General features: G+C 63.8%; 20 protein-coding genes. 12 read left to right on the forward strand and 8 right to left on the reverse strand.

Annotation, left to right across the window (positions count from 1 at the left end; genetic code table 11):
* Positions 1-125 precede the first annotated feature (125 nt).
* Positions 126-497 carry a YkgJ family cysteine cluster protein gene (locus tag ACN0X6_RS18990; RefSeq protein WP_417706336.1) on the reverse strand — a complete coding sequence of 124 codons (372 nt, stop codon included), beginning with the start codon at positions 495-497 and terminating at the stop codon, positions 126-128.
* Positions 498-646: 149 nt separating this feature from the next.
* On the opposite strand from ACN0X6_RS18990, the gene ACN0X6_RS18995 reads away from it, so the two are divergent.
* Positions 647-2,101, forward strand: a complete 1,455-nt coding sequence (locus ACN0X6_RS18995; RefSeq protein WP_417706338.1) for a TrkH family potassium uptake protein — start codon at positions 647-649, stop codon at positions 2,099-2,101.
* A gap of 3 nt (positions 2,102-2,104) precedes the next feature.
* Positions 2,105-3,559 (forward strand): TrkH family potassium uptake protein, encoded by a 1,455-nt coding sequence (locus tag ACN0X6_RS19000; protein ID WP_192982373.1) that lies wholly within the window; start codon positions 2,105-2,107, stop codon positions 3,557-3,559.
* A gap of 16 nt (positions 3,560-3,575) precedes the next feature.
* On the opposite strand, the gene ACN0X6_RS19005 is transcribed toward ACN0X6_RS19000, so the two are convergent.
* On the reverse strand, positions 3,576-4,589 hold the full coding sequence (locus ACN0X6_RS19005) for an AraC family transcriptional regulator (RefSeq protein ID WP_417706341.1): 1,014 nt from the start codon (positions 4,587-4,589) through the stop codon (positions 3,576-3,578).
* A gap of 129 nt (positions 4,590-4,718) precedes the next feature.
* Between ACN0X6_RS19005 and ACN0X6_RS19010 the strand changes: the two genes are divergently transcribed.
* The 3 genes from ACN0X6_RS19010 (at position 4,719) to ACN0X6_RS19020 (ending at position 7,219) form a co-directional block, all read left to right on the forward strand.
* On the forward strand, positions 4,719-5,036 hold the full coding sequence (locus ACN0X6_RS19010) for an Mpo1-like protein (RefSeq protein ID WP_160016751.1): 318 nt from the start codon (positions 4,719-4,721) through the stop codon (positions 5,034-5,036).
* A 48-nt stretch (positions 5,037-5,084) separates the two neighbouring features.
* A complete protein-coding gene (locus tag ACN0X6_RS19015; RefSeq protein ID WP_417706343.1) occupies positions 5,085-5,672 on the forward strand; it encodes an HD domain-containing protein in 588 nt (195 codons plus the stop codon).
* A gap of 158 nt (positions 5,673-5,830) precedes the next feature.
* Positions 5,831-7,219: an adenylate/guanylate cyclase domain-containing protein gene (locus ACN0X6_RS19020; RefSeq protein WP_417706346.1), complete on the forward strand. Its 1,389-nt coding sequence runs from the start codon at positions 5,831-5,833 to the stop codon at positions 7,217-7,219.
* Positions 7,220-7,305: 86 nt separating this feature from the next.
* Here the strand turns inward: ACN0X6_RS19020 and ACN0X6_RS19025 are convergent, their stop codons facing one another.
* Both ACN0X6_RS19025 and ACN0X6_RS19030 read right to left on the reverse strand, forming a co-directional pair.
* Positions 7,306-8,343 (reverse strand): glycosyltransferase family 4 protein, encoded by a 1,038-nt coding sequence (locus ACN0X6_RS19025; RefSeq protein ID WP_417706348.1) that lies wholly within the window; start codon positions 8,341-8,343, stop codon positions 7,306-7,308.
* Positions 8,340-9,152 (reverse strand): UDP-2,3-diacylglucosamine diphosphatase, encoded by an 813-nt coding sequence (locus ACN0X6_RS19030; protein ID WP_417706350.1) that lies wholly within the window; start codon positions 9,150-9,152, stop codon positions 8,340-8,342. The genes ACN0X6_RS19025 and ACN0X6_RS19030 overlap by 4 nt, the downstream gene beginning before the upstream one ends.
* 134 nt (positions 9,153-9,286) lie before the next feature.
* Between ACN0X6_RS19030 and ACN0X6_RS19035 the strand changes: the two genes are divergently transcribed.
* The 3 genes from ACN0X6_RS19035 (at position 9,287) to ACN0X6_RS19045 (ending at position 11,370) form a co-directional block, all read left to right on the forward strand.
* Positions 9,287-10,033 (forward strand): AraC family transcriptional regulator, encoded by a 747-nt coding sequence (locus ACN0X6_RS19035; protein WP_417706352.1) that lies wholly within the window; start codon positions 9,287-9,289, stop codon positions 10,031-10,033.
* 153 nt (positions 10,034-10,186) lie between these two features.
* Positions 10,187-10,522: a tRNA-binding protein gene (locus ACN0X6_RS19040; RefSeq protein ID WP_417706354.1), complete on the forward strand. Its 336-nt coding sequence runs from the start codon at positions 10,187-10,189 to the stop codon at positions 10,520-10,522.
* A complete protein-coding gene (locus ACN0X6_RS19045; RefSeq protein ID WP_417706356.1) occupies positions 10,519-11,370 on the forward strand; it encodes a DMT family transporter in 852 nt (283 codons plus the stop codon). Before ACN0X6_RS19040 ends, ACN0X6_RS19045 begins: the two co-directional genes overlap by 4 nt.
* Positions 11,371-11,394: 24 nt before the next feature.
* Here the strand turns inward: ACN0X6_RS19045 and ACN0X6_RS19050 are convergent, their stop codons facing one another.
* The gene (locus ACN0X6_RS19050) at positions 11,395-11,676 is read right to left on the reverse strand and encodes a SelT/SelW/SelH family protein (RefSeq protein ID WP_417706358.1); all 282 of its coding nucleotides are present in this window, start codon (positions 11,674-11,676) and stop codon (positions 11,395-11,397) included.
* Positions 11,677-11,747: 71 nt separating this feature from the next.
* On the opposite strand from ACN0X6_RS19050, the gene ACN0X6_RS19055 reads away from it, so the two are divergent.
* Positions 11,748-13,934 carry a patatin-like phospholipase family protein gene (locus tag ACN0X6_RS19055; RefSeq protein ID WP_417706360.1) on the forward strand — a complete coding sequence of 729 codons (2,187 nt, stop codon included), beginning with the start codon at positions 11,748-11,750 and terminating at the stop codon, positions 13,932-13,934.
* A 52-nt stretch (positions 13,935-13,986) separates the two neighbouring features.
* Here ACN0X6_RS19055 and ACN0X6_RS19060 read toward each other — a convergent pair whose 3' ends face one another.
* The 3 genes from ACN0X6_RS19060 to recQ all read right to left on the reverse strand — a co-directional run bounded on the left by ACN0X6_RS19060 (position 13,987) and on the right by recQ (position 19,078).
* Positions 13,987-16,023 (reverse strand): FimV/HubP family polar landmark protein, encoded by a 2,037-nt coding sequence (locus ACN0X6_RS19060; protein ID WP_417706397.1) that lies wholly within the window; start codon positions 16,021-16,023, stop codon positions 13,987-13,989.
* A 338-nt stretch (positions 16,024-16,361) separates the two neighbouring features.
* Positions 16,362-16,793 carry a MarR family transcriptional regulator gene (locus tag ACN0X6_RS19065; protein WP_074675023.1) on the reverse strand — a complete coding sequence of 144 codons (432 nt, stop codon included), beginning with the start codon at positions 16,791-16,793 and terminating at the stop codon, positions 16,362-16,364.
* Positions 16,794-16,945: 152 nt separating this feature from the next.
* A complete protein-coding gene (gene recQ / locus ACN0X6_RS19070; protein ID WP_417706362.1) occupies positions 16,946-19,078 on the reverse strand; it encodes a DNA helicase RecQ in 2,133 nt (710 codons plus the stop codon).
* Between the two features lie 171 nt (positions 19,079-19,249).
* On the opposite strand from recQ, the gene ACN0X6_RS19075 reads away from it, so the two are divergent.
* The 3 genes from ACN0X6_RS19075 (at position 19,250) to lapG (ending at position 21,140) form a co-directional block, all read left to right on the forward strand.
* Positions 19,250-19,834: a UPF0149 family protein gene (locus tag ACN0X6_RS19075; protein WP_417706364.1), complete on the forward strand. Its 585-nt coding sequence runs from the start codon at positions 19,250-19,252 to the stop codon at positions 19,832-19,834.
* Positions 19,835-19,879: 45 nt separating this feature from the next.
* Positions 19,880-20,278: a YbaN family protein gene (locus ACN0X6_RS19080; RefSeq protein WP_160016763.1), complete on the forward strand. Its 399-nt coding sequence runs from the start codon at positions 19,880-19,882 to the stop codon at positions 20,276-20,278.
* Positions 20,279-20,459: 181 nt separating this feature from the next.
* Entirely contained in the window at positions 20,460-21,140 is a 681-nt protein-coding gene (gene lapG, locus ACN0X6_RS19085; RefSeq protein ID WP_417706366.1) for a cysteine protease LapG, read from the forward strand.
* Position 21,141: the final 1 nt, after the last annotated feature.

The raw sequence follows: 21,141 nt of genomic DNA on the forward strand, positions 1-21,141 counted from the left end.
AGCTGCAAGCTGACCAATGCACGGAGCGGATGTCAGAAGCCCGTCAAGCCGTAGCCCGGATGCAATCCGGGATTGCCGGCCCCGGATTGCATCCGGGCTACGCGCTGGCTTGCAGCCAGTTGCTCTCAGGCGACGCGATCAGGCGATATCACCGGTTGCACTGGCGGAGTCAGCGGCGGCAGGCCGTAGGCCTTGCGCGCATCGTCGCAACGCGGGTTGTGCTCACCGTTCGCCCATGAGGCTTCGAACTCGCGGCAGCTACTCGAACGTTGTTCGTACAGGGTGCAACGCACACCACAGCCGACGTCGCCCAGCAGTTGCGTGCAACGTGCCGGTTTGCTCTCCGTGCCACGCATGGCGACGTAGTGAGGGCTGATCTGGATGACCTGTTCGTCCGGAACGCTACCGCCCGCAGACTGGCACTCGCCCCAGAAGAAGGACACACGAAAAAACGCGCAGCAGGCGCCGCACGTAAGGCAGGGATTAGCTTCGGACATTTGAGGAGAACTCGGAAACCGACGGACGTCGGCAACTGGCGGCTATTCTATGCTCGGCCATGCACTTGTAAAGCCCCCCACCGTGGCGGTTTACAGCCGCCCGTCCACAGGTAGAATGGCGCATTTTCCAACCCGCCAGAGCCCCCTACATGGCCTTGCCGACGCTGCGCATCATCGGTTTCATCATCGGCATATTCCTGATTACCCTGGCGATCAGCATGGCCATCCCCATGCTGACCCTGCTGATCTTCGAGCTGCCTGAAGATCTCAATGCCTTTCTCTGGTCCAGTCTGATCACCCTGATCGCCGGGCTCGCACTGGTGATTCCCGGCCGTCCGCAGAACGCTCAGTTACGCCCGCGTGACATGTACCTGCTCACCACCGGGAGCTGGACCATGGTTTGCAGCTTTGCCGCGCTGCCCATGATGCTGATCGCGCATATCAGCTACACCGACGCCGTTTTCGAAACCATGTCCGGCATCACCACTACGGGTTCCACCGTACTGACCGGGCTGGATGACATGTCGCCCGGCATTCTGATCTGGCGTTCGATGCTGCAATGGCTGGGCGGCATCGGCTTCATCGGCATGGCCGTGGCCATTTTGCCGCTGCTGCGCGTGGGTGGCATGCGCCTGTTCCAGACCGAATCCTCGGACTGGGGCGAAAAGGTCATGCCGCGCTCGCACATGGCCGCCAAGTACCTGCTGCTGGTCTACCTGGCACTCACCGGGTTCGGCTTCCTGGCCTACTGGGTCGCCGGCATGTCGCCTTTCGACGCCATCAACCACGCGATGACCTCGATTTCCACCGGCGGTTACTCCACCTCGGATTCCTCTCTGGCCAACTGGCAGCAGCCGGCCGTGCACTGGACGGCCGTCGTGCTGATGTTGCTCGGCGGCATGCCTTTCATGCTCTATGTCGCCTTCGTTCGCGGCAATCGCCAGGCGCTGTTCAAGGACCATCAGGTTCGCGGCTTCATCGGTTTTCTACTGCTGACCTGGCTGGTATTCGGCACCTGGCTGTGGATCAACTCGGACCATGCCTGGCTCGACGCCGTTCGCATCGTCGCGGTGAACGTCACGTCGGTGGTCACCACCACCGGCTTCGCCCTCGGCGACTACAGCACCTGGGGCAGTTTCGCCGTGCTGCTGTTCTTCTACCTGACCTTCGTCGGCGGCTGTTCCGGCTCGACATCGGGCGGCCTGAAGATCTTCCGCTTCCAGGTTGCCTATGTGCTGCTCAAGGCCAACCTGATGCAGCTGGTGCACCCGCGCGCGGTGATCAAGCAGCAGTACAACAACCACAACCTGGATGAAGAGATCGTCCGCTCGCTGATCACCTTCTCCTTCTTCTTCACCATCACCATCGGCGTGCTGGCCCTGGCCCTGACCCTGGTCGGCCTGGATTGGGTCACCGCGCTGACCGGCGCGGCTACTGCGGTGTGCAACGTCGGTCCGGGGCTTGGCCCGATCATCGGCCCGGCCGGCAACTTCGCCAGTCTGCCGGATTCGGCCAAATGGCTACTCAGTGCCGGCATGCTGCTCGGCCGCCTGGAAATTCTGACCGTACTGGTGCTGGTCACCCGCAGCTTCTGGAAACACTGACCAATGCCCCTAGCCAGCCTGCGCATCCTCGCCTTCATCAACGGCATCTTCCTCGTCACCCTGGCGCTGAGCATGCTGGTGCCGGTGATCACCCTGCTGATCTTCGAGCAGCCGCAAGGCATCAATGCCTTTCTCTGGTCGAGCCTGATCACCGCCCTCACCGGCATCGCCATGATCGCTCAGGGCAGGCCGCAGCAAACGCAACTGCGCCCACGCGACATGTACATGCTGACGGTGTCGAGCTGGGTGATGGTATCGATCTTCGCCGCCTTGCCATTCATCTTCGCCGAACGGGCGAGCATCACCGACGCATATTTCGAAAGCATGTCCGGTATCACCGCGACCGGCGCCACCGTATTCAGCGGCCTCGACGACATGTCTCCCGGTACGCTGATCTGGCGCTCGCTGCTGCACTGGCTGGGCGGCATCGGCTTCATCGGCATGGCCGTGGCGATCCTGCCGATCCTGCGCATCGGGGGCATGCGCCTGTTCCAGACCGAGTCGTCGGATCGCTCGGAGAAGGTCATGCCACGCTCGCACATGGTCGCCAAATACATGGTGCTGGCCTATGTCGGCCTCAGCACACTCGCGGTGCTGGCGTTCTGGTGGGCCGGCATGGGCCTGTTCGATGCGATCAACCACGCCATGTCGGCGATCGCCACCGGCGGTTTCTCCACATCCGACTCCTCCCTGGGCAAATGGCAGGAACCGGCGATTCACTGGGTCGCTATCATCGTGATGGTGCTCGGCAGCCTGCCCTTCGTGCTCTATGTCAGCACCCTGCGCGGCAACTACCGCGCACTGTTTCGCGACGCGCAGGTGCGCGGCTTCCTGGTGCTGCTGGTGGGCAGCTGGTTCGTGCTGGCTGGCTGGAAATGGCTCACCACCGACCTGTACTGGCTCGATGCGCTGCGCCTGGTGGCGGTGAACATCACCTCGATCATGACCACCACCGGCTTTGCCGTGGGCGATTACCACCTGTGGGGCCCGTTCGCCAGCATGATGTTCTTCTACCTGGGTTTCGTCGGCGGCTGCTCCGGCTCCACCGCCGGCGGCCTGAAGATCTTCCGCTTCCAGGTCGCCTACATCCTGCTCAAGGCCAACCTCAGACAGCTCATTCACCCGCGAGCAGTGATCAAGCAGCAGTACAACCGCCACCGGCTGGATGAAGACATCGTTCGTTCGATCCTGGCCTTCGCCTTCTTCTACACCATCACCATCGCCACCCTGGCGCTGGCGGTGGCGATGTGCGGAGTGGACTGGATCACCGCCCTGACCGGCGCTGCGGCAATGGTTTCAGGCGTTGGCCCGGGCATGGGCGAGATGGTCGGCCCGGCCGGCAACTACGCCACCATTCCCGACCTGGCCAAGTGGCTGCTGAGCTTCGGCATGCTGCTCGGGCGCCTGGAAATCCTGACCGTGCTGGTGCTGCTGTTCCCGGCCTTCTGGCGCCATTGAGCGCCCCCTACCCAGCTCAGTTGGCCAGCCCACGGCGGCTGCGATACTCGCCAGGCGTTTCACCGAACCAGCGGCGAAACGCCCTGAAGAAGTTGCTCGGATCGGCAAAGCCCAGCAGATAGGCAACTTCCAGCAAGGTCAGGTCGACCTGACCGAGATACTGCTCGGCCAGCTCACGGCGGGTGTCGTCGAGCAACTGCTGGTAGCTGGTGCCCTCCTCCTGCAGACGCCGCTGCAGGGTACGCTGCGACAGGTGCAGCGTTTGCGCCACCACCTCACGCCGTGGTTCGCCCTGGGGCAACAGGCGACACAGCACCTGACGTGCCTGATGGGTGACACGGCTGCTGCAGAAACGCGCCAGGTATTCGCCGGCAAAACGGTCATGCAGCTGCGCCAGCGCTTCATTGGCACTGGGCAATGGTGTCTCCAGATCGGCACGCTCGAAGATCAACCCATAGTGCTCGGCATTGAACTTCAGCGGCGCCTGGAACACCTGCTGGTAGGGCGTCAGATCGACAGGTGGCGGGCCTTGCAGACGAATCTCGCGCGGGCGAATGGGCTTGCTGGTCATCCAGCGGCAAAACGCCAGACAGTACGCCAGCGAGGCCTCGGCGCTCTGCCGGGCCGGCGGCAGGCGGTCGCCATGAATGGCCAGCGTCAGCGCATAGCCGTCGGGTTGCGGCATGAAATTCAGGTCCGCACCTTCACCGATGATGCGCTGATAGCGCACCAGACGAGTGAAGCCATCACGCAGGTTGCGGCTGGACATCAGCGCGTAGCCCACGACATGGAAGGACGCCGGGCGCACCACCTGCGCCATGTTCAGGCCGATCGCCGGGTTGCCCGACAGCGCCACGGCGCGCTGCCACAGACGGGTCATGCCGTCCTGCGGGAAGCGCGCATCCGGGTCGTTCAACGCGGCGTAATCCATGCCCAGCTCGGCGAACAGGCGGGTGCAGTCGACGCCGCCCAGCTCCAGCGCCTGCACGATGGCCAAGGCCCAGTTGGAGGATGTGGTTCTTTCGCTCATCGTCTTGTTCTTGTGATCAATCAGCAAGGCCAGGGTTGGCGGCGCAAGGATACTAGACTGGCACCTTAAGTCAGTGGCCCACGGAGACAGCGCATTTACACTGACCGTGACAATAACAGGAGGTGCGCCATGACCGCCCAGACCACCGAACGCTACCAGAGCTTCGCCGAGTTCTACCCCTATTACCTGCAGGAACACAGCAACCCCGTGTGCCGCCGTCTGCACTATGCCGGCAGTCTGCTGGTGCTGGCGATCCTCGCCTACGCCCTGCTCACCCAGCAATGGCTCTGGCTGCTGGCCATGCCACTGGCCGGTTATGGCTTCGCCTGGGTCGGCCATTTCGTCTTCGAAAAGAATCGACCGGCCACCTTCGACTATCCGCTGTACAGCCTGATGGGCGATTGGGTGATGCTCAAGGATGCCTTTACCGGCCGTATCCGTTTCTGACGAAACGAATGTACGCCCCTCTGAAGAACAACAAGAACGAGAACGCCCATGAACAGCCGCGCCCGCTTTACCCACATGCAAGACGGCCAGGCCGAGGACTGGGCCATCATCGCCCGGGATTTCGCCGCCTACGCCGCTCAGTTGCCTGCCCGCATCCTCGACCACCTGCGCCTGCTCGACGGCGATTTCGGTGGGTTTCCGGTGGACCGCCTGACCCACTCGCTGCAAACCGCCACCCGTGCCTATCACGACGGCCGCGACGAGGAGTACGTGATCTGCGCGCTGCTGCATGACATCGGCGATACCCTCGGCAGCTACAACCACCCGGACATCGCCGCAGCCATCCTCAAGCCCTTCGTCAGTGCCGAGAACCACTGGATGGTGGAGAAGCACGGCATCTTCCAGGGCTATTACTTCTTCCATCACCTGGGCATGGATCGCCATCTGCGCGAGCAATTCAAGGATCACCCCCAGTACCAGGCGACCATCGAGTTCTGCGCCAGGTACGATGCGGCGGCCTTCGACCCGGACTATGAAAGCCTGCCACTGAGCTTCTTCGAGCCCATGTTGCAGCGCGTGTTCGCCCGGCCGAAGAACTCCATCTATCTGGCTGCAATGGACAAGACCAGCACCTGACCGCCGGCCACTGTTGCGCCACCGTTCGGCGGCCATGCTTGGCTGGCCGCCACCCCCTTGGTTATGATCCCCGCCCAGCGAGCCTCTGGCTCAGGTCTTGCAGACCAGCCAGGCGTCCAGCAGAGACGCCAGAAATCCAGCAGGGACAGTTCCAACAGATGAAGCCAGCAATCACCAGCCGTGCCAACGGGCTACCGACGCCGCCGTTGCGTGAATACTATTCGCGCGTACTGGCCTATATCGCCACGGCCGCCAGCATCGCCGCCGGCACCTATGTCGGGCACTTCGCCTACGACATCCTGTGGATGGTGCCCTACGCCCTGCTCTACCCTCATCTGGCGCACAATCTCAGCCGCCGCTTCAAGCGCGACTATCCGCAGCAGACCGACCTCGCCCTGCTGTTCTTCGACGCCCTGCACGCCGGTGCATCCTGCGTGCTGCTGGGTTTCTCCGCCGTCCCCAGCCTGATGTTCCTGCTGATTCTGTGTTTCAGTGCACTGGTCGTCGGCGGCATGCGCTATCTCGGCCTGGCGCTGCTGGTGGCCGCCAGCGGCATGGCGCTGTGCGCTGCGCTGGTGGGGGTTCATCCCAATACCGACACGCCGACCCTGGTGGCGCTGGTCAGCATCCTCTTCACCACCCTGTACATCTGCATCACCGCCTATTTCGTCAACCAGCAGGGCCTGCGCCTGGCCCAGGTACGCAGCGAGATCAAGCGTGAGCAGGAAAAGGCCGCACGCCTGGCGCGCAACCTGGCCAAGTACCTGTCGCCACAGGTCTGGGAATCGATCTTTACCGGCAAGAAGAGCGTGCGCCTGGAGACTCAGCGCAAGAAGCTCACGGTTTTCTTCTCCGACATCAAGGGCTTCACCGAGCTGTCGGAAGAACTGGAAGCCGAAGCCCTGACCGACCTGCTCAACACCTACCTCAACGAAATGTCGAAGATCACCCTGAAATACGGCGGCACCATCGACAAGTTCATCGGTGACTGCGTCATGGTGTTCTTCGGCGACCCGAGCAGCAACGGCGCCAAGAAGGATGCGGTCGCGGCGGTGTCCATGGCCATCGCCATGCGCAAGCACATGAAGGTGCTACGCCAGCAATGGCGCGCGCAGGGCATCACCAAACCGCTGGAAATCCGCATGGGCCTCAATACCGGCTACTGCACGGTGGGCAACTTTGGCGCCGACACGCGCATGGACTACACCATCATCGGCCGCGACGTGAACCTTGCCAGCCGCCTGGAAAGCGCCGCCGAATCCGGCGAGATCCTGATTTCCCACGAGACTTATTCACTGGTCAAGGACGTGATCATGTGCCGCGACAAGGGCCAGATCGCCGTCAAGGGCTTCACCCGCCCGGTGCAGATCTACCAGGTGGTGGACTTCCGCCGCGACCTGGGCGCTACCTCCAGCTACGTCGAGCACGAACTGCCGGGCTTCTCCATGTACCTGGACACCAACGGCATTCAGAACTTCGACAAGGAGCGGGTGATTCAGGCGCTCAACCAGGCGGCGGAAAAGCTGCGCGACAAGGTCATTCTCTGAAGCGAACGACCTGAGGGCGATTCGCGGCTGAAGCCGCTCCTACGATACGCCCTTGTGGGAGCGGCTTCAGCCGCGATAAAAGCCGACTACAACGCGGTATCCGGCAACGCCTCAGCCAGCACCGGCTCACCATCGATCAGCGCCTGCAGCGCCAGGAATTCCAGCGCCGAAGCGCGCCAGGACTGTGCTGCCGCCAGCTCTGCGCAACGCCGCCGATCCAGCTCCAGTGCAGCCAGGCAGGCAGCACGCAGATCCTCGTCCATCACCCCGCTCTGCCCTTGCGACAGCACATCCAGCGGCCCGGCCACGGGAAACGCAGCCACCGGCGTACCGCAAGCCAGCGCTTCCAGCATCACCAGCCCATAGGTATCGGTACGCGAGGGGAAAACCAGCACCGAGGCATCCTGATAGGCCTCGGCCAACGCCTGGCCATGGCGATAACCGAGAAAGTGCACCTGCGGATACTGCTGTTGCAACGCCTCACGCTGCGGGCCGTCGCCGACCACGCGCTTCTCTCCCGGTAAATCCAGATCGAGGAATGCCTGCAGGTTCTTTTCCGGGGCGATGCGTCCGACGTAGAGAAACACCGGTCGCACCGGACGAGCGCGCGTCTCGTCCGGCCGGAACAATCGGGTATCCACCCCTTTACGCCACAGTTGCAGCCGTTGCAGAGCCCAGCTGGCGAACTCCTCGCGCAGGCGCTCGGTGGTCACCAGCACGGCCTGACTGGGGCGATGGAAGGCACGCAGAAAGGCATAGCCCCAACGCGGCGCAATCCACGGCCAGCGGGCGCTGACGTACTCGGGAAAGCGCGTATGGATGGCCGTGGAAAACGCCAGCCCACGCTTGACCAGCCAGCGCCGCGCCGCCCAACCCAGCGGCCCCTCGGTCGCGAGGTGCACGCAGTCCGGACGAAAGTCGCGAATCGCCGCACCGACACGCCACAGGTCCCACACCAGCGGAATCTCCGGGTATGTCGGACAGGGCACGGCGCGAAAATCGGCGGGCGACAGCAGTTTGACCTGATGGCCCAACCCACGCAGTTCGCCGACCAGCGCGGCCAGGCTGGTGACCACGCCATTGACCTGTGGCGCCCAGGCGTCGGAGACGATGAGTATCCTCATGCGCCGGTCTCGAGGGCGACGACCGGCTCCTCGCTGGCCAGCTGCGCCTCGGCCAGACGATAGAGTTCGATCTGCCCGTCCCAGTGCTCGATCAGCGCCGTGCAGGATTCCACCCAGTCGCCGCAGTTCATGTACTCCACGCCGCTCACCTGGCGAATCTCGGCATGGTGGATATGGCCGCAGACCACGCCCTGCAGGCCACGCTTGACGCACTCGTGAGCGATGGCCTCCTCGAAGTCGCTGATGAAATTCACCGCCGTCTTGACCTTGTGCTTGAGGTAAGCCGACAGCGACCAGTAACCGTATCCCCAGCGGCTGCGCCAGTGGTTGAGCCAGCGATTGAGGGTCAGGGTGAACTCGTAGGCCGAGTCACCGAGAAAGGCCAGCCAGCGGTGATAACGGGTGATCACATCGAACTGGTCGCCATGGATCACCAGCAATTGCCGGCCATCGGCCGTGACGTGCACGGCCTCATCCACCAGTTGGATATTGCCCAGCAGCAGGCTGGAGTAACGGCGCAGGAATTCGTCATGGTTGCCGGTGACGTAGATGACCTCGGTACCGCGCTTGCTCATGGTCAGCAGGCGACGGATCACGTTGGTGTGCGCCTGCGGCCAGTAGATGCCACCGCGCAGTTTCCAGCCATCGATGATGTCGCCCACCAGGTAGATGCGGTCAGCCTGATAGCGCTTGAGAAAGGCTGCCAGGTGTTCGGCCTGGCAGTCGCGTGTGCCGAGGTGCACGTCGGAGATCCACAGGGTACGGACACGTTGCTTGCGGCTGGGCTTGGCGAGCTGAGCGCTGGTCATGGGCGACCTCCGGCTGGGTTTAGACGAGCTTGAGGGGTCGCGGTGAAAAGCTTGTGACAGGAAAAAGACCGTTCGATGACGCAGCATCACCTCGGCCCAGGCGTTACACTCCGGCGGTTGCCGAGGAAACCGCCATGCTCCCGATCCTGTCCCTGCGTCATTACAGCCACGAAGTGCTCAGCCATAGCCACGACCACGCGCAACTGGTGTTCGGCCTGGCTGGCGAGCTGCAATTCGAAGTGGCTGGCCAGGGCAGCCAGGTGCTGCGCCACCACCTGGCCGTGGTGCCGGCCGCAGCCCGCCATACCTGCGGCAGCCCACGCGGCAGTCAGTGCCTGGTGCTGGACCTGCCGGCCAACGATTGGCTGGAACGCCAGCTCGGCCACCATGCGAACGATATCCAGCGCCTGCTGGACAAGCCCAATGCCCTGCAACTCGATGCTTCGCAGGGCCAGCTCCTCAACTGGCTGGCCAGCAGCCCGATCAATGACCCGATCATCGCAGGTCAGGGTGCGGCCTTGCTGCTCGGCAGCCTGGCCTGCAGCCGCCAGCATGCCGAAGCGCCCGGCTTGCCCATGGCTGCCCTGGATCGCTACATCGAGCAGCACGCGGCGCATCCGCTGCAGGTGGCGGACCTGGCGCGCCTGGCTGGCCTGTCGGTGGCGCGCTTTCACGCCCGCTTTCTCACCGAGACCGGGCGCACGCCCATGGAACACATTCGCCAACGGCGCCTGCACCTGGCCGAGCAACTGCTGCGTGGCAGCGACCTGGCCGTTGGCGAAATCGCGGCCCGCGTCGGCTACAACTCGCAAAGCGCATTCACCGCCGCCCTCTCCCGCCACCTGGGCATGACCCCAAGGCAATTGCGCCGCACGCGCTAGCCAGCACACGAGCCGCAGGCTGTGCCATGCGCACCGCCAGTCAGCACTGCCCGCCCCCATCCTCGATAGCCTGGCGACAAAACTCATCACTCCCGCGACAGACAGCTGCCGTCTGCGCCGCCTAGACTGCGCCGCATCATCGAGGAGTACCCCATGCAAACCATCGAATGGCAGGATTTCGAGAACGTGGAGCTGCGCGTCGGCACCATTCGCAGCGCTCGCCCCAATGAAAAGGCCGTGAAGCCGGCGTACGTGCTGGCAGTGGATCTTGGCGAACTGGGCATCAAGACCTCCAGCGCGCAGATCACCGCGCACTACAGCTGTGACGAGCTGATTGGTCGGCAGGTGCTGTGCGTGTGCAACTTCGCCCCCAAACGCATCGCCGGCGTACGCTCGGACGTGCTGGTGACCGGTGTCCATGACGGCGAAAACCGCGTTGTCCTGGCCGGTTTCGACCAGCCTTTGCCCAACGGTGCGCGCCTGGCATGACGGAACGTAACGCCCTGCTGGCGATTCACCTGGGTGCACTGCTGTTCGGCCTGTCGGGCATCTTCGGCAAACTGGCGGCAACCACACCGAACATGATCGCAGGCGGCCGCGCGCTATTTGCCGTGATCGCCTTGAGCCTGGCTGCGCTGCTCTGGCGCAGTCGCAACGCGATTCGCCCGAGCCTGCGGCAGATGGCCCTGCTGGCACTCGGTGGTCTGCTGCTGGGCACGCACTGGGTCACCTTCTTCGAAGCGGTGAAGGTCTCCGGTGTGGCCATCGCCACCCTGGGTTTCGCCAGCTTCCCGGCCTTCACCGTACTGCTGGAGGGGCTGCTGTTTCGCGAACGCACCCGTCCCAGCGAGTTCGCCATGGTCGGCGTGGTGTGCGTGGGGCTGATCCTGGTCACGCCGCAGTTCAGCCTGAACAGTGATGCCACGGTCGGCTTGCTGTGGGCGGTGCTGTCGGGCTTTCTGTTCGCCCTGCTGTCGCTGCTCAATCGCGCCAGCACCCGTGGCCTCGACCCGGTAAAGGCCGCGCTGTACCAGAACATCACCGTACTGCTGTGCTTTCTGCCGCTGGCCTGGCCGCTGCTGCCCAGCGTGCGCCCGGTGGACTGGCTGTGGCTGGCCATGCTCGGCATCTTCTGCACGGGCCTGGCGCACAGCCTGTTCGTTGCCAGCCTGCGCGTGCTCAAGGCACGCACCACGGCGGTGATCTTCGCCCTGGAACCGGTCTACGGGATTCTGTTCGCCTGGTGGCTGTTCAGCGAAGAGCCGACGCTACGCATGCTGGCCGGAGGCGTGCTGATCGTCAGCGCCATCTTCGTTTCAGCGCGCATGGCGCGTTGAAGCGAGCGGTGCGCACGGCGCACCCTACCGGTCGTTGTGGCCCAGGTCGCGGGTTGGATCGATCAGATCGCGCACCCGTTGCTTGAGCACCCTGGCCTCGGGGAAGCCACCATCGGCCTTGCGTTCCCAGATCTGCTGACCGTCGCAGAGGATGCGAAACACGCCGCCCGTGCCCGGCTCCAGGCTGACCCGGCCCAGTTCGTCGGCAAAGGTGCTGAGCAGTTCCTGAGCCAGCCAGGCGGCGCGCAGCAGCCACTGACACTGGGTGCAATAGGTGATGACGATTTCAGGCTTCTGATCGGGCATGGCAGCGGCTCTACTGTGGGGCTTGATGCCTATAATAACGGCCTTTGTCTCTGCTCCTGCCGGAATCCATCATGCGCCGCCTGCTGTTTTCGCTGCTTTGCCTGTTCGCCCTGTCCAGCCTGCCCGTCATCGCCGCCGAACGTGTCGGCCTGGTGCTGTCGGGCGGCGCCGCTCGCGGCCTGGCACACATTGGTGTGCTCAAGGCGCTGGAAGAACAAGGCATTCGCATCGACGCCATCGCCGGTACCAGCATGGGCGCCATCGTCGGCGGCCTCTATGCCGCCGGCTATTCGGTGGCTGAGCTCGAGCGCCTGGCGCTGGAGCTGGACTGGCAACAGGCGCTGTCCGACTCACCGCCACGCGAGGACATTCCCTTTCGCCGCAAGCAGGACGACCGCGACTTTCTGATCAAGCAGAAACTCAGCTTCCGTGACGACGGCAGCCTGGGCCTGCCGCTGGGCGTGATCCAGGGCCAGAACCTGGCGCTGCTGCTGGAGAGTCTGCTGGTACACCGCAGTGCCACCCGTGACTTCGATCATCTGCCGATCCCCTATCGCGCCGTGGCCACCGATGTGGTCACGGGTGAGCAGGTGATCATGGGCAGCGGCCACCTGCCGCAGGTGATGCGCGCCAGCATGTCGATCCCGGCGGTGTTCGCCCCGGTGGAAGTCGACGGCCGTCTGCTGGTCGACGGCGGCATGGTCAACAACGTGCCAATCGACGTCGCGCGGCAGATGGACGTCGATCACGTCATCGTCGTCGACCTGGGCATGCCACTGAAACCGGCCAAGGAGCTGCTCACCGTGGTCGACGTGATGAACCAGTCGATCAACCTGATGATGCGCAAGAACTCCGAGGCCCAACTCGAAACGCTGGGGGCAGACGACGTATTGATCCTGCCCCCTCTGGCCGGTTTTGGCGTCGCCGACTTCAATCGTGGCGAACAGATGATGGACGCCGGTTACCGTGCCACGCAGATTCAGGCAGAGCGCCTGGCCCGCTTGCGTACCAGCAGCGCCGGCAACCCGTCGCTGGCCATGGCGCGCTCGCGCGAACAGCGCACACCGGTGATTCGCGAGATCCAGGTGGAAAACGACTCGAAAGTCGGCGATGCGGTGATTCGCCGGCACATTCGCCAACCGCTCGGCGAGCCGCTGGACATGGATCGCCTGCAGAAAGACATGGGCACGCTGTACGGCCTGGACTACTTCGAGCGCGTGCAGTACCGCGTGGAGCCGCTGGACGAACGAGGTAGCGCGCTGGTGATCGATGCCCGTGGCAAGCGCACCGGGACCGACTACCTGCGCCTGGGGCTCAATCTGTCCGACGACATGCGTGGCGACAGCGCTTTCAACATCGGCGCCAGCTACCGCGTCAACGGCATCAACGAGCTCGGCGCCGAATGGCTGACACGCCTGCAGCTGGGTGATCGTCAGGAGCTCTACAGCGAGTTCTATCAGCCGCTGGACGCCGGCTCGCGTTACTTCGTCGCGCCCTACCTGTTCGGTGAGGCGCAGAACGTCGAAGCGATCCTGGACAACGACCCCATCGCCGAATACCGCCTGGAGCGTTACGGCTATGGCCTCAACCTCGGCCGGCAGATTGCCAACAACGGCGAGATTCGTTTCGGCGTTGCTCAGGCCTGGGGCGAAGCGGATGTCCGCGTCGGCGAGCGCGATCTGCCCAGCTTCAGTTTCAGCGAGGGTTACTACGAACTGCTGTACTCCTTCGACACCCTGGACAACCTCGACTTCCCGCGCACCGGCGAGGACATCGGCCTGATGCTGCGCAAGTACGACCGGGGCCTGGGCTCGGACGAGCAATATCGACAATGGCAGCTGAAGCTGGACAAAGCCTACAGCCATGGCCCCAACACCTGGCTGTTCGGTGGTCGCTACGGACGCACCCTGGATGAGGCGCAAGTGGTCACCTCGGGCTTCATTCTCGGCGGCGCCCAGGAGCTGTCGGGTTTTCGCCAGGACTCGCTGAGCGGTCAGAACATGGCGCTGGCGCGGATGATCTACTACCGAAGGATGACACCAACCTCGATGTTGCCGCTGAACTTCCCGCTGTACCTGGGCCTGTCGCTGGAGCGCGGCCGCGCCTGGAACAACGACAACGCCTTCGACAGCGGCTACATCAACGCCGCCAGCATCTTCCTCGGTCTGGATACGCCGCTGGGGCCGCTGAACTTCAGTTACGGCTTCAACGACGAGCGGGAAAAAGCGCTGTACCTGAACCTGGGCAAGAGCTTCTGAAACGACGAGGCCGCGCATGTGCGCGGCCTCGTCACATGACGGCGGGGGTCGATCAGGCGATTTCTGCCAGCAACTGGCGTGCGGCCTTCTTCTGCTCGTCGTCACCGCGATCGATCACCTCGTTGAGGATGTCGCAGGCGCTGGCGATATCACCCTGCTTGATGTACGCCAGGGCCTGGTTGAGCTGGGCCATGTGCTCCGGGTTGCCCGCCAGGTGGGCGATGTCGCCCTGCAGCGCGGCAGTGGCGTCGGCATCGCCGGCGAAAGCGTCGAGGAAGTTGTCATCCAACCCTGGCGCGTCATCGCTCAGCACCATTTCCATCTCACCGAAGGCGCTCAACTGTTCGTCTTCATGATGCAGCTCGAACACCTCGGGCAGCTCCTGCAGGTTGCTGGCGAACGACGCATCGAACTCCGGTTCCGCAACAGCCTTGGGTCTGGCCTTGGCGGCAGCCGGAAACGGGCTGACCAGATCCCAGTCGGCATCCAGCGACAGATCATCGAGATTGAGCTGAAAATCAGGTTCGGTCGCAGGCGCTGCCTCAGGCTGCAGCGCAGCAACAGGCTCGAGCGGTGCCTGCTGAGTCACCCGCAGATCAGGATGACGCGCCTTCAGCGCATCGATGCGTGCGGCGTCGAACGCTTCGGCACGCAGCACCGCTTCCTCGCGCGCGAAGCCCGCTCCATCGCCCAGCAGTGCCAGCACTTCCAATAGGCGGAAGCGCAGATCGCTGCGCTGCGGGTCCAGAGCCAGCGCCTTGCTCAGCTCACCCCGCGCCTCACTGACACGGCCGTAGGCGATGTAGACATTGGCGGCCTCGAGCGGGTCGACCGGCCCTTGAGCGCGCGCCGGAGTTGGCGCCGGTACAGCCTTGGCCACCGCAGCTGCGCCAACGGGAGCGGCAACCGCCGCGAGTTGTGGACGGGGCGGTTGCTGAGTCGGCTGCGCCTTGGGCTGTACCTGCACCACCGGCCTGGTTTTCTCGCCACGCCGCCGCACGGCCCAGAAAAGCGCACCGAGCAATAACAGAAGCCCGATACCACCGGCCAACAATGTCGACCACCAACCGCGCTCCGCTGCCGCGGGCTCCTCGACACTCACCGGCGCGGTGGAATTGGGCTGAGTAACCGACTCGGCCGGCGTACGGGCAGCCAGCTCAGCCAACTGAGCGTCCTTCTGCGCCAATTGCTCCTGCAACTGCTGCAGTTGCAATTGCAGTTGCGCCAAGCCTTGTTGCAGCTGCAGATTTTCCGCCGCCTGATTGGCCAGCTCCAGATCGACCTGACGCTGCTTCTCGGCCAGCAGCTCCAGGCTTTCGCTTTGCTGCGGTGCAGGCTCGAGGGCAGCCAGAGGCGCGCTCACGGGCCCTTCGGCTGTGTTTTCAGCGAGCGCAGGTGCGGCCTCGGCAGCAGCCGGGGCAGCAGTCGGCTGGGCAGCCCCCGCACGCGCCGCATCAGGCAGCAGCAGGTCGGCGCCAGCCTGTAGACGACCTGGATCGCCGCCAGCAAAGGCATTCGGGTTGAGGGCAACAATGCCCTCCATCAGCACCTGCTGAGGCAGCGTGCTGCCCTGCTCACGCAGACGCGCAGCGATGGACCAGAGGCTGTCGCCACGGCTGACCTGATGACGGTGCCCTGCAGATGCACTCGGCGGCGTGACCGTGCCGACCGACGAAACCGGTGCTGCGACGCGAGTGGAAGGTTGCGCAAGGGCTGCTGCGCTTGGCGCAGCCACAGCTGAGTAAGCCGAAGAGCCGGGAGGGTCCAGCAGCACGGTGTATTCACGCAGCAACTGCCCGTTGGGACGCGCCACCTCGACGATGAAGTTCAGGTAGGGCTCGCGCACCGGGCGACTCGACACCACGCGGATCACGCTGCGTGACCCCTGCAGAAGCGGCGTGAAACGCAGATCATTGAGAAAGTAGAAGCGCTCGACACCCGAACGGCTGAACACTTCGGCCGGTGCCAGACCGACACGCAGGTCCTGCGCGCCCAGATCGCCCACTTCCAGCAGCTCGATTTCGGCCTCGAAAGGCTGATTCAGCGCCGAATGCAGCGTGATTTCACCCAAACCGAGCGCCGGTGCCATTCCCGAATAGAGAGCGGACCCCGACGCCAAACCCAACATCAACTGACGCACCCGAGCCATGTGACCTCCAGGGTTATCCGGCTCGAACGCCCCCTCCTCGACTTCCTGTCTGAGCTCCCTTGGCCGGGAGGCTGGCGCCCTTGATAATTCCGAGAACGGCTGACAAGGTCCTTGTCGAGGCCGTCTCGAATTGCATTATGGCTACTAATTCACAAAGTAGCGGCTTGGACGCCAGTTTGCCGACGAAAGCACAGTGCCATCAAGGTAAATCAGTCAAAAATTAGGCACAGAAAAAATCCGATCAAAAATTGATCGGATTTTTGACAGTACAGACAGACTCACTTCATCAGGTTGCCGAGCACCCGAGCGTGCACCTGCTGACAGCGACGCAGATCATCCTCGTCGATGCCGGCGAAAACTTCATGGCGCAGTTGGGTGGAAATCGCTTCGATCTTCTCGATCAAAGGCTGCGCATTGGGCTGCAGTGCAATCTTCTTGGCACGGCGGTCTTCGGGTACCGCCACGCGAATGACCAGCCCCTGGCTTTCGAGACTGTCGAGCAGGCGCGCCAGCGTCGGCCCTTCCACGCCGATGCTTTGCGCCAATTCGCGCTGGGTCGGCATTTCACTGAAGCGCGCCAGATGCAGCAGCACCAGCCAGCGAGCCTGGGACAGGCCCAGCCCAACCAGGCGCCTATCGAGTTCGGAACGCCAGGCACGGGACAGCTGGGCAACCTGCATGGCAAAGCGATGTTGATCGGGGTAAGACATGGGCAAGCGGACTCATACAAAGGTCAAAAACTAATTATTAGCCAGCTAGCCATAACCCGATGCGCAGGGCAAGCGCAGATTGCGTCACGAGCATTGCAGAATGCGACCGACTCGCAGCCCCGGCTCCAGCTCAGGCCGCTACCAAGGGACGCTTACACCTCGAACTCGGCCTGCAGAGCGGCGCGCACGCAGTAAAGCACCGCCTCGTCGACCCGCCCGGCGAACAGCGGGGCGATCTCGCTGACTGTCGGCAACTCGCCTTCGCCATCGAGAAAGGCCTCCTGAATCTCGCCCAGCAGTTCCTCGGGAAGGTCCAGCGCCTGCTCCAGGCTCAGTTGCTGCTGGGCGATGGCCTCGGCCAGCAGGCTGTAGACGTTCTTCTCGGTACACCCCAACTGGCCGGCGATTTGCGTCGGGGTCATACCGGCGCGGGCCAGGCTGACCAGCTCGTGACGCAGATCGGCCACCGGTGCCGGCGCGTCATCCGCAGCGCTACCGTTGAGCACTTCCAGGAAGGCCTGGCCGTAGCGCTCCAGCTTGCGCGCGCCAACGCCACTGACCTCGGCCATGTCGCTCAGCGAGCTGGGCTGGCTGCGCAGCATCTCCAGCAGCGTGGCATCGGGGAAGATCACGTACGGCGGTACGCTGTGCTCCTCGGCCAGCTTGCGACGCAGGCTGCGCAGCGCCTCCCACATTTCCCGCTCATGGCCACGCACCAGCTGGCTGGCGGCGCTGCTGGAGGCCTTGGCCGCCTGCGCCGGCTTGGGCTCACGGCGCAGTTGCAGGCTGACCTCACCACGCAGCAGCGGCCGGCAGGTCTCACTCAGGCGCAGACCGCCGAAACCGTCCAGATCGACATCGGCCAGGCCGCGGGCGACCAACTGGCGGAACAATGTGCGCCATTCGACCTCGGAAAAGCCCTTGCCCACGCCGAACACCGCCAGGTGCTGATGACCAGCGGCGCGAATCTTCTCGTTGTCACGGCCCAGCAGAATGTCCACCAGATGGCCGACGCCATAGCGCTGGCCACTGCGGTAGACGGCCGACAACGCCTGGCGCGCCGGCTCGGTGGCATCCCAGGTCTCGACGCCATCGGTGCAGTTGTCGCAGTGACCGCAAGGGTTGGGCAGTTCTTCATCGAAGTAGGCCAGCAGCGCCTGACGGCGGCAGCGTGTCTCCTCGCACAGGGCGAGCATGGCATCGAGCTTGTGCTGTTCGATGCGCTTGTGCCGCTCATCGCCGTCGGAATTGTTGAGCATCTGCTTGAGGAAGATCACATCCTGCAGGCCGTAGGCCATCCAGGCATCGGCCGGCAAGCCGTCACGGCCGGCGCGACCGGTTTCCTGGTAGTAGGCCTCCAGCGACTTGGGCAGATCCAGGTGACAGACGAAGCGCACGTTGGGCTTGTCGATGCCCATGCCGAACGCGATGGTCGCCACCATGATCAGGCCTTCCTCATTGAGAAAGCGCTTCTGATTGAAGGCACGCAATTCGTTGGGCAAGCCGGCGTGATAGGGCAAGGCCGGGAAGCCCTGACCGCTGAGAAAATCGGCGACCTCCTCGACCTTCTTGCGCGACAGGCAGTAGACGATGCCGGCATCGCCCTTGCGCGCGGCGAGAAAGCCGAGCAGTTGCTTGCGCGGCTGATCCTTGGGCTGGATGCGGTAGAAGATGTTCGGCCGATCGAAGCTCGACAGAAAGCGCTCGGCGTTGTCAAGATGCAGGCGCTGGACGATTTCCTCGCGGGTACGTTTGTCCGCGGTAGCGGTCAGGGCGATGCGCGGCACATCGGGAAAGAGCTCGGCAAGCTGACCGAGCTGCAGGTACTCGGGCCGGAAATCATGGCCCCACTGCGATACGCAGTGCGCCTCGTCGATGGCGAACAGGGCGATATCCAGGCCCTGCAGGAAGCTCAGCATGCGCGGCTGCACCAGGCGCTCGGGCGCCAGGTAGAGCATCTTGATCTGCCCGCGACGGATACGGTCGGCGATCTCGCGCTGCTCGTCAGGACTCAGCGTGGAATTCAGCGCCACGGCTGCCACACCCAGCTCGTCCAGGGTCGCCACCTGATCATCCATCAAGGCGATCAGCGGTGAGACCACCACCGCCAGGCCCTCGCGCATCAGTGCCGGCACCTGGAAACACAGCGACTTGCCACCACCGGTAGGCATCAACACCAGGGCATCGCCGCCGCCGGCCACGCGCTCGATGATCGCGGCCTGGTTGCCGCGAAAGGCGTCGTAGCCGAAAACGTCTTTGAGAATGCGCATGGCGTGGTCGAGCATGAAGGCCTCCGAATCTGGCCGCGCATTATGCCGCAGGATCGCAGGCAACAGGGCACCTACCCGTCCGAAGCTGCCGAATCAGCGTTAGCAGAGCGCCCGTGCTGGTCGCAGAGGCGGCGGTGAACTAGAATCCATCCTCGTTTATCCCCTAAGCCTCAAGGTAACCCCACGATGTCCTTCGCTGAGCAACTGTCCCGCCTGCAAGCCTTTCTCGATGCCGATGAGCTGCACGAAGAGGCGTTGGACTACGTGGCCGCCCATGGCTACCTGACCGCCCTGGCGATCTGCCCGGATCAGGTACCGGAGCGTGAGTGGATCGATGCGCTGTTCGCCGAGACGCCGAACTACCGCAGCGACGCCGAACGCGAAGAGATCGAAAGCACGCTGGTCCACCTCAAAGCCCATATCGCCCGCCAGCTGGCTGGCGAGGAAGAGCCCGAGCTGCCGTGCGACCTCGACCTCGGTGACGAGCCGGATGACTCCGACCTGCGCGGCTGGTGCATCGGTTTCATGGAGGGTGTGTTCCTGCGTGAAGCCGTGTGGTTCGAGGGTGCCGAAGACGAAGTCAGCGAATTGCTGCTGCCGATCATGGTCGGCTCGGGTCTGTTCGACGAACAGGCCGAGTTTGCCGAGATCGCCCGCGACCGCGACCTGGTGGACAGCATGATCGACCAGATTCCCGAACTGCTTACCGCCCTCTTCCTGCTGTGCCAGGCTCCGGAAGAAAAACCCGCGCTGCTCAAGCCCCGCCACTGACCGTACCCGCCGGGGCACTGCCCCGGCCGCCGCCAAGACCCGCACATGCCGCGTGACATCCAGCCAAGCCGCCATCGCAGTGTCCGCTACCTGCTGCTGACCATCGGCTGGCTGAGCGTGGCACTCGGGGTCATCGGCATCTTTCTGCCGGTGCTGCCGACCACGCCGTTCCTGCTCCTGGCGGCGGCCTGTTTCGTGCGCAGCTCACGGCGCTTTTACCTCTGGCTGGTCACCCACCCGCGCCTGGGCCCATGGATTCGCGACTACCTGGAGGGCCAGGGCATCCCGCTCAAGGGCAAGGTCTACGCCCTGGTGCTGATGTGGGCCAGCATCAGCTTCTCCTGCTATCTGGTGCCCATGCCCTGGGCGCGCGCCTTCATGCTCGGCAGTGCGGTGCTGGTCAGCCTGTATATCCTCAAGCAGAAGACCCTGCCCAATCCCTGAGCGCTCTGCGTAGCCCGGATGCAATCCCCCAGCGCCAGCCCCCCGGATTGCATCCGGGCTACGGGAGCCCGTCACCTCCTCGACAACCTTTTGACACTGCTTTCTCGTTCCAGCGAAGCGGCCGGCAAAAAGCCGACACCTCGCCTAGACTCTGCCAATCGAGCCTGGAGACGACGACCCCATGCGACGGCTGCGCGTTCAGGGATGGCGGTGTCGGCTGCTGATCCTGTGGATCGGCGGCGCGCTGCTGGCCGCGCTGGCAGTTGCCGATTGGGACTTCGCCGTGATCGTGAAGAACGCGGAAAACCGCTACGGCAGCCTCGGCCCTGCACGCAAACGCATTCTCGACTGGGAAGAATCGATCAAGAGCAGCACCAGCCTGAACGAGGCGGACAAGCTCAACGAGGTCAATCGCTTCTTCAACCGCACCATCCGCTTCGTCGATGACAGTCAGCTCTGGCGCGAGAACGACTACTGGGCAACCCCCGTGGAAATGCTGGTCAAGGGCGCAGGCGATTGCGAGGACTACTCCATCGCCAAGTACTTCACCCTGCGTCGCCTCGGCATCCCCAGCGAGAAGCTGCGCATCACCTACGTCAAGGCACTGAACTACAACCAGGCGCACATGGTACTGACCTACTACGCCAGCCCCACTGCCGAGCCCCTGGTGCTGGACAACCTGATCAACGACATCCGCCCTGCCTCACAGCGCAAGGACCTGCTGCCGGTGTACGCCTTCAACGCCGAAGGCCTCTATCTCGCAGGCTCCAACACGCGCAAGAGCGACACCAAGAAGCTCTCTCGCTGGCAGGACATCCTGAAAAAAATGCGCGCGGAGGGCTTCGCCATCGGCGAAGGCTAGG

The sequence above is a fragment of the Pseudomonas sp. genome, from assembly GCF_048269965.1.
Lineage (GTDB): Bacteria > Pseudomonadota > Gammaproteobacteria > Pseudomonadales > Pseudomonadaceae > Aquipseudomonas.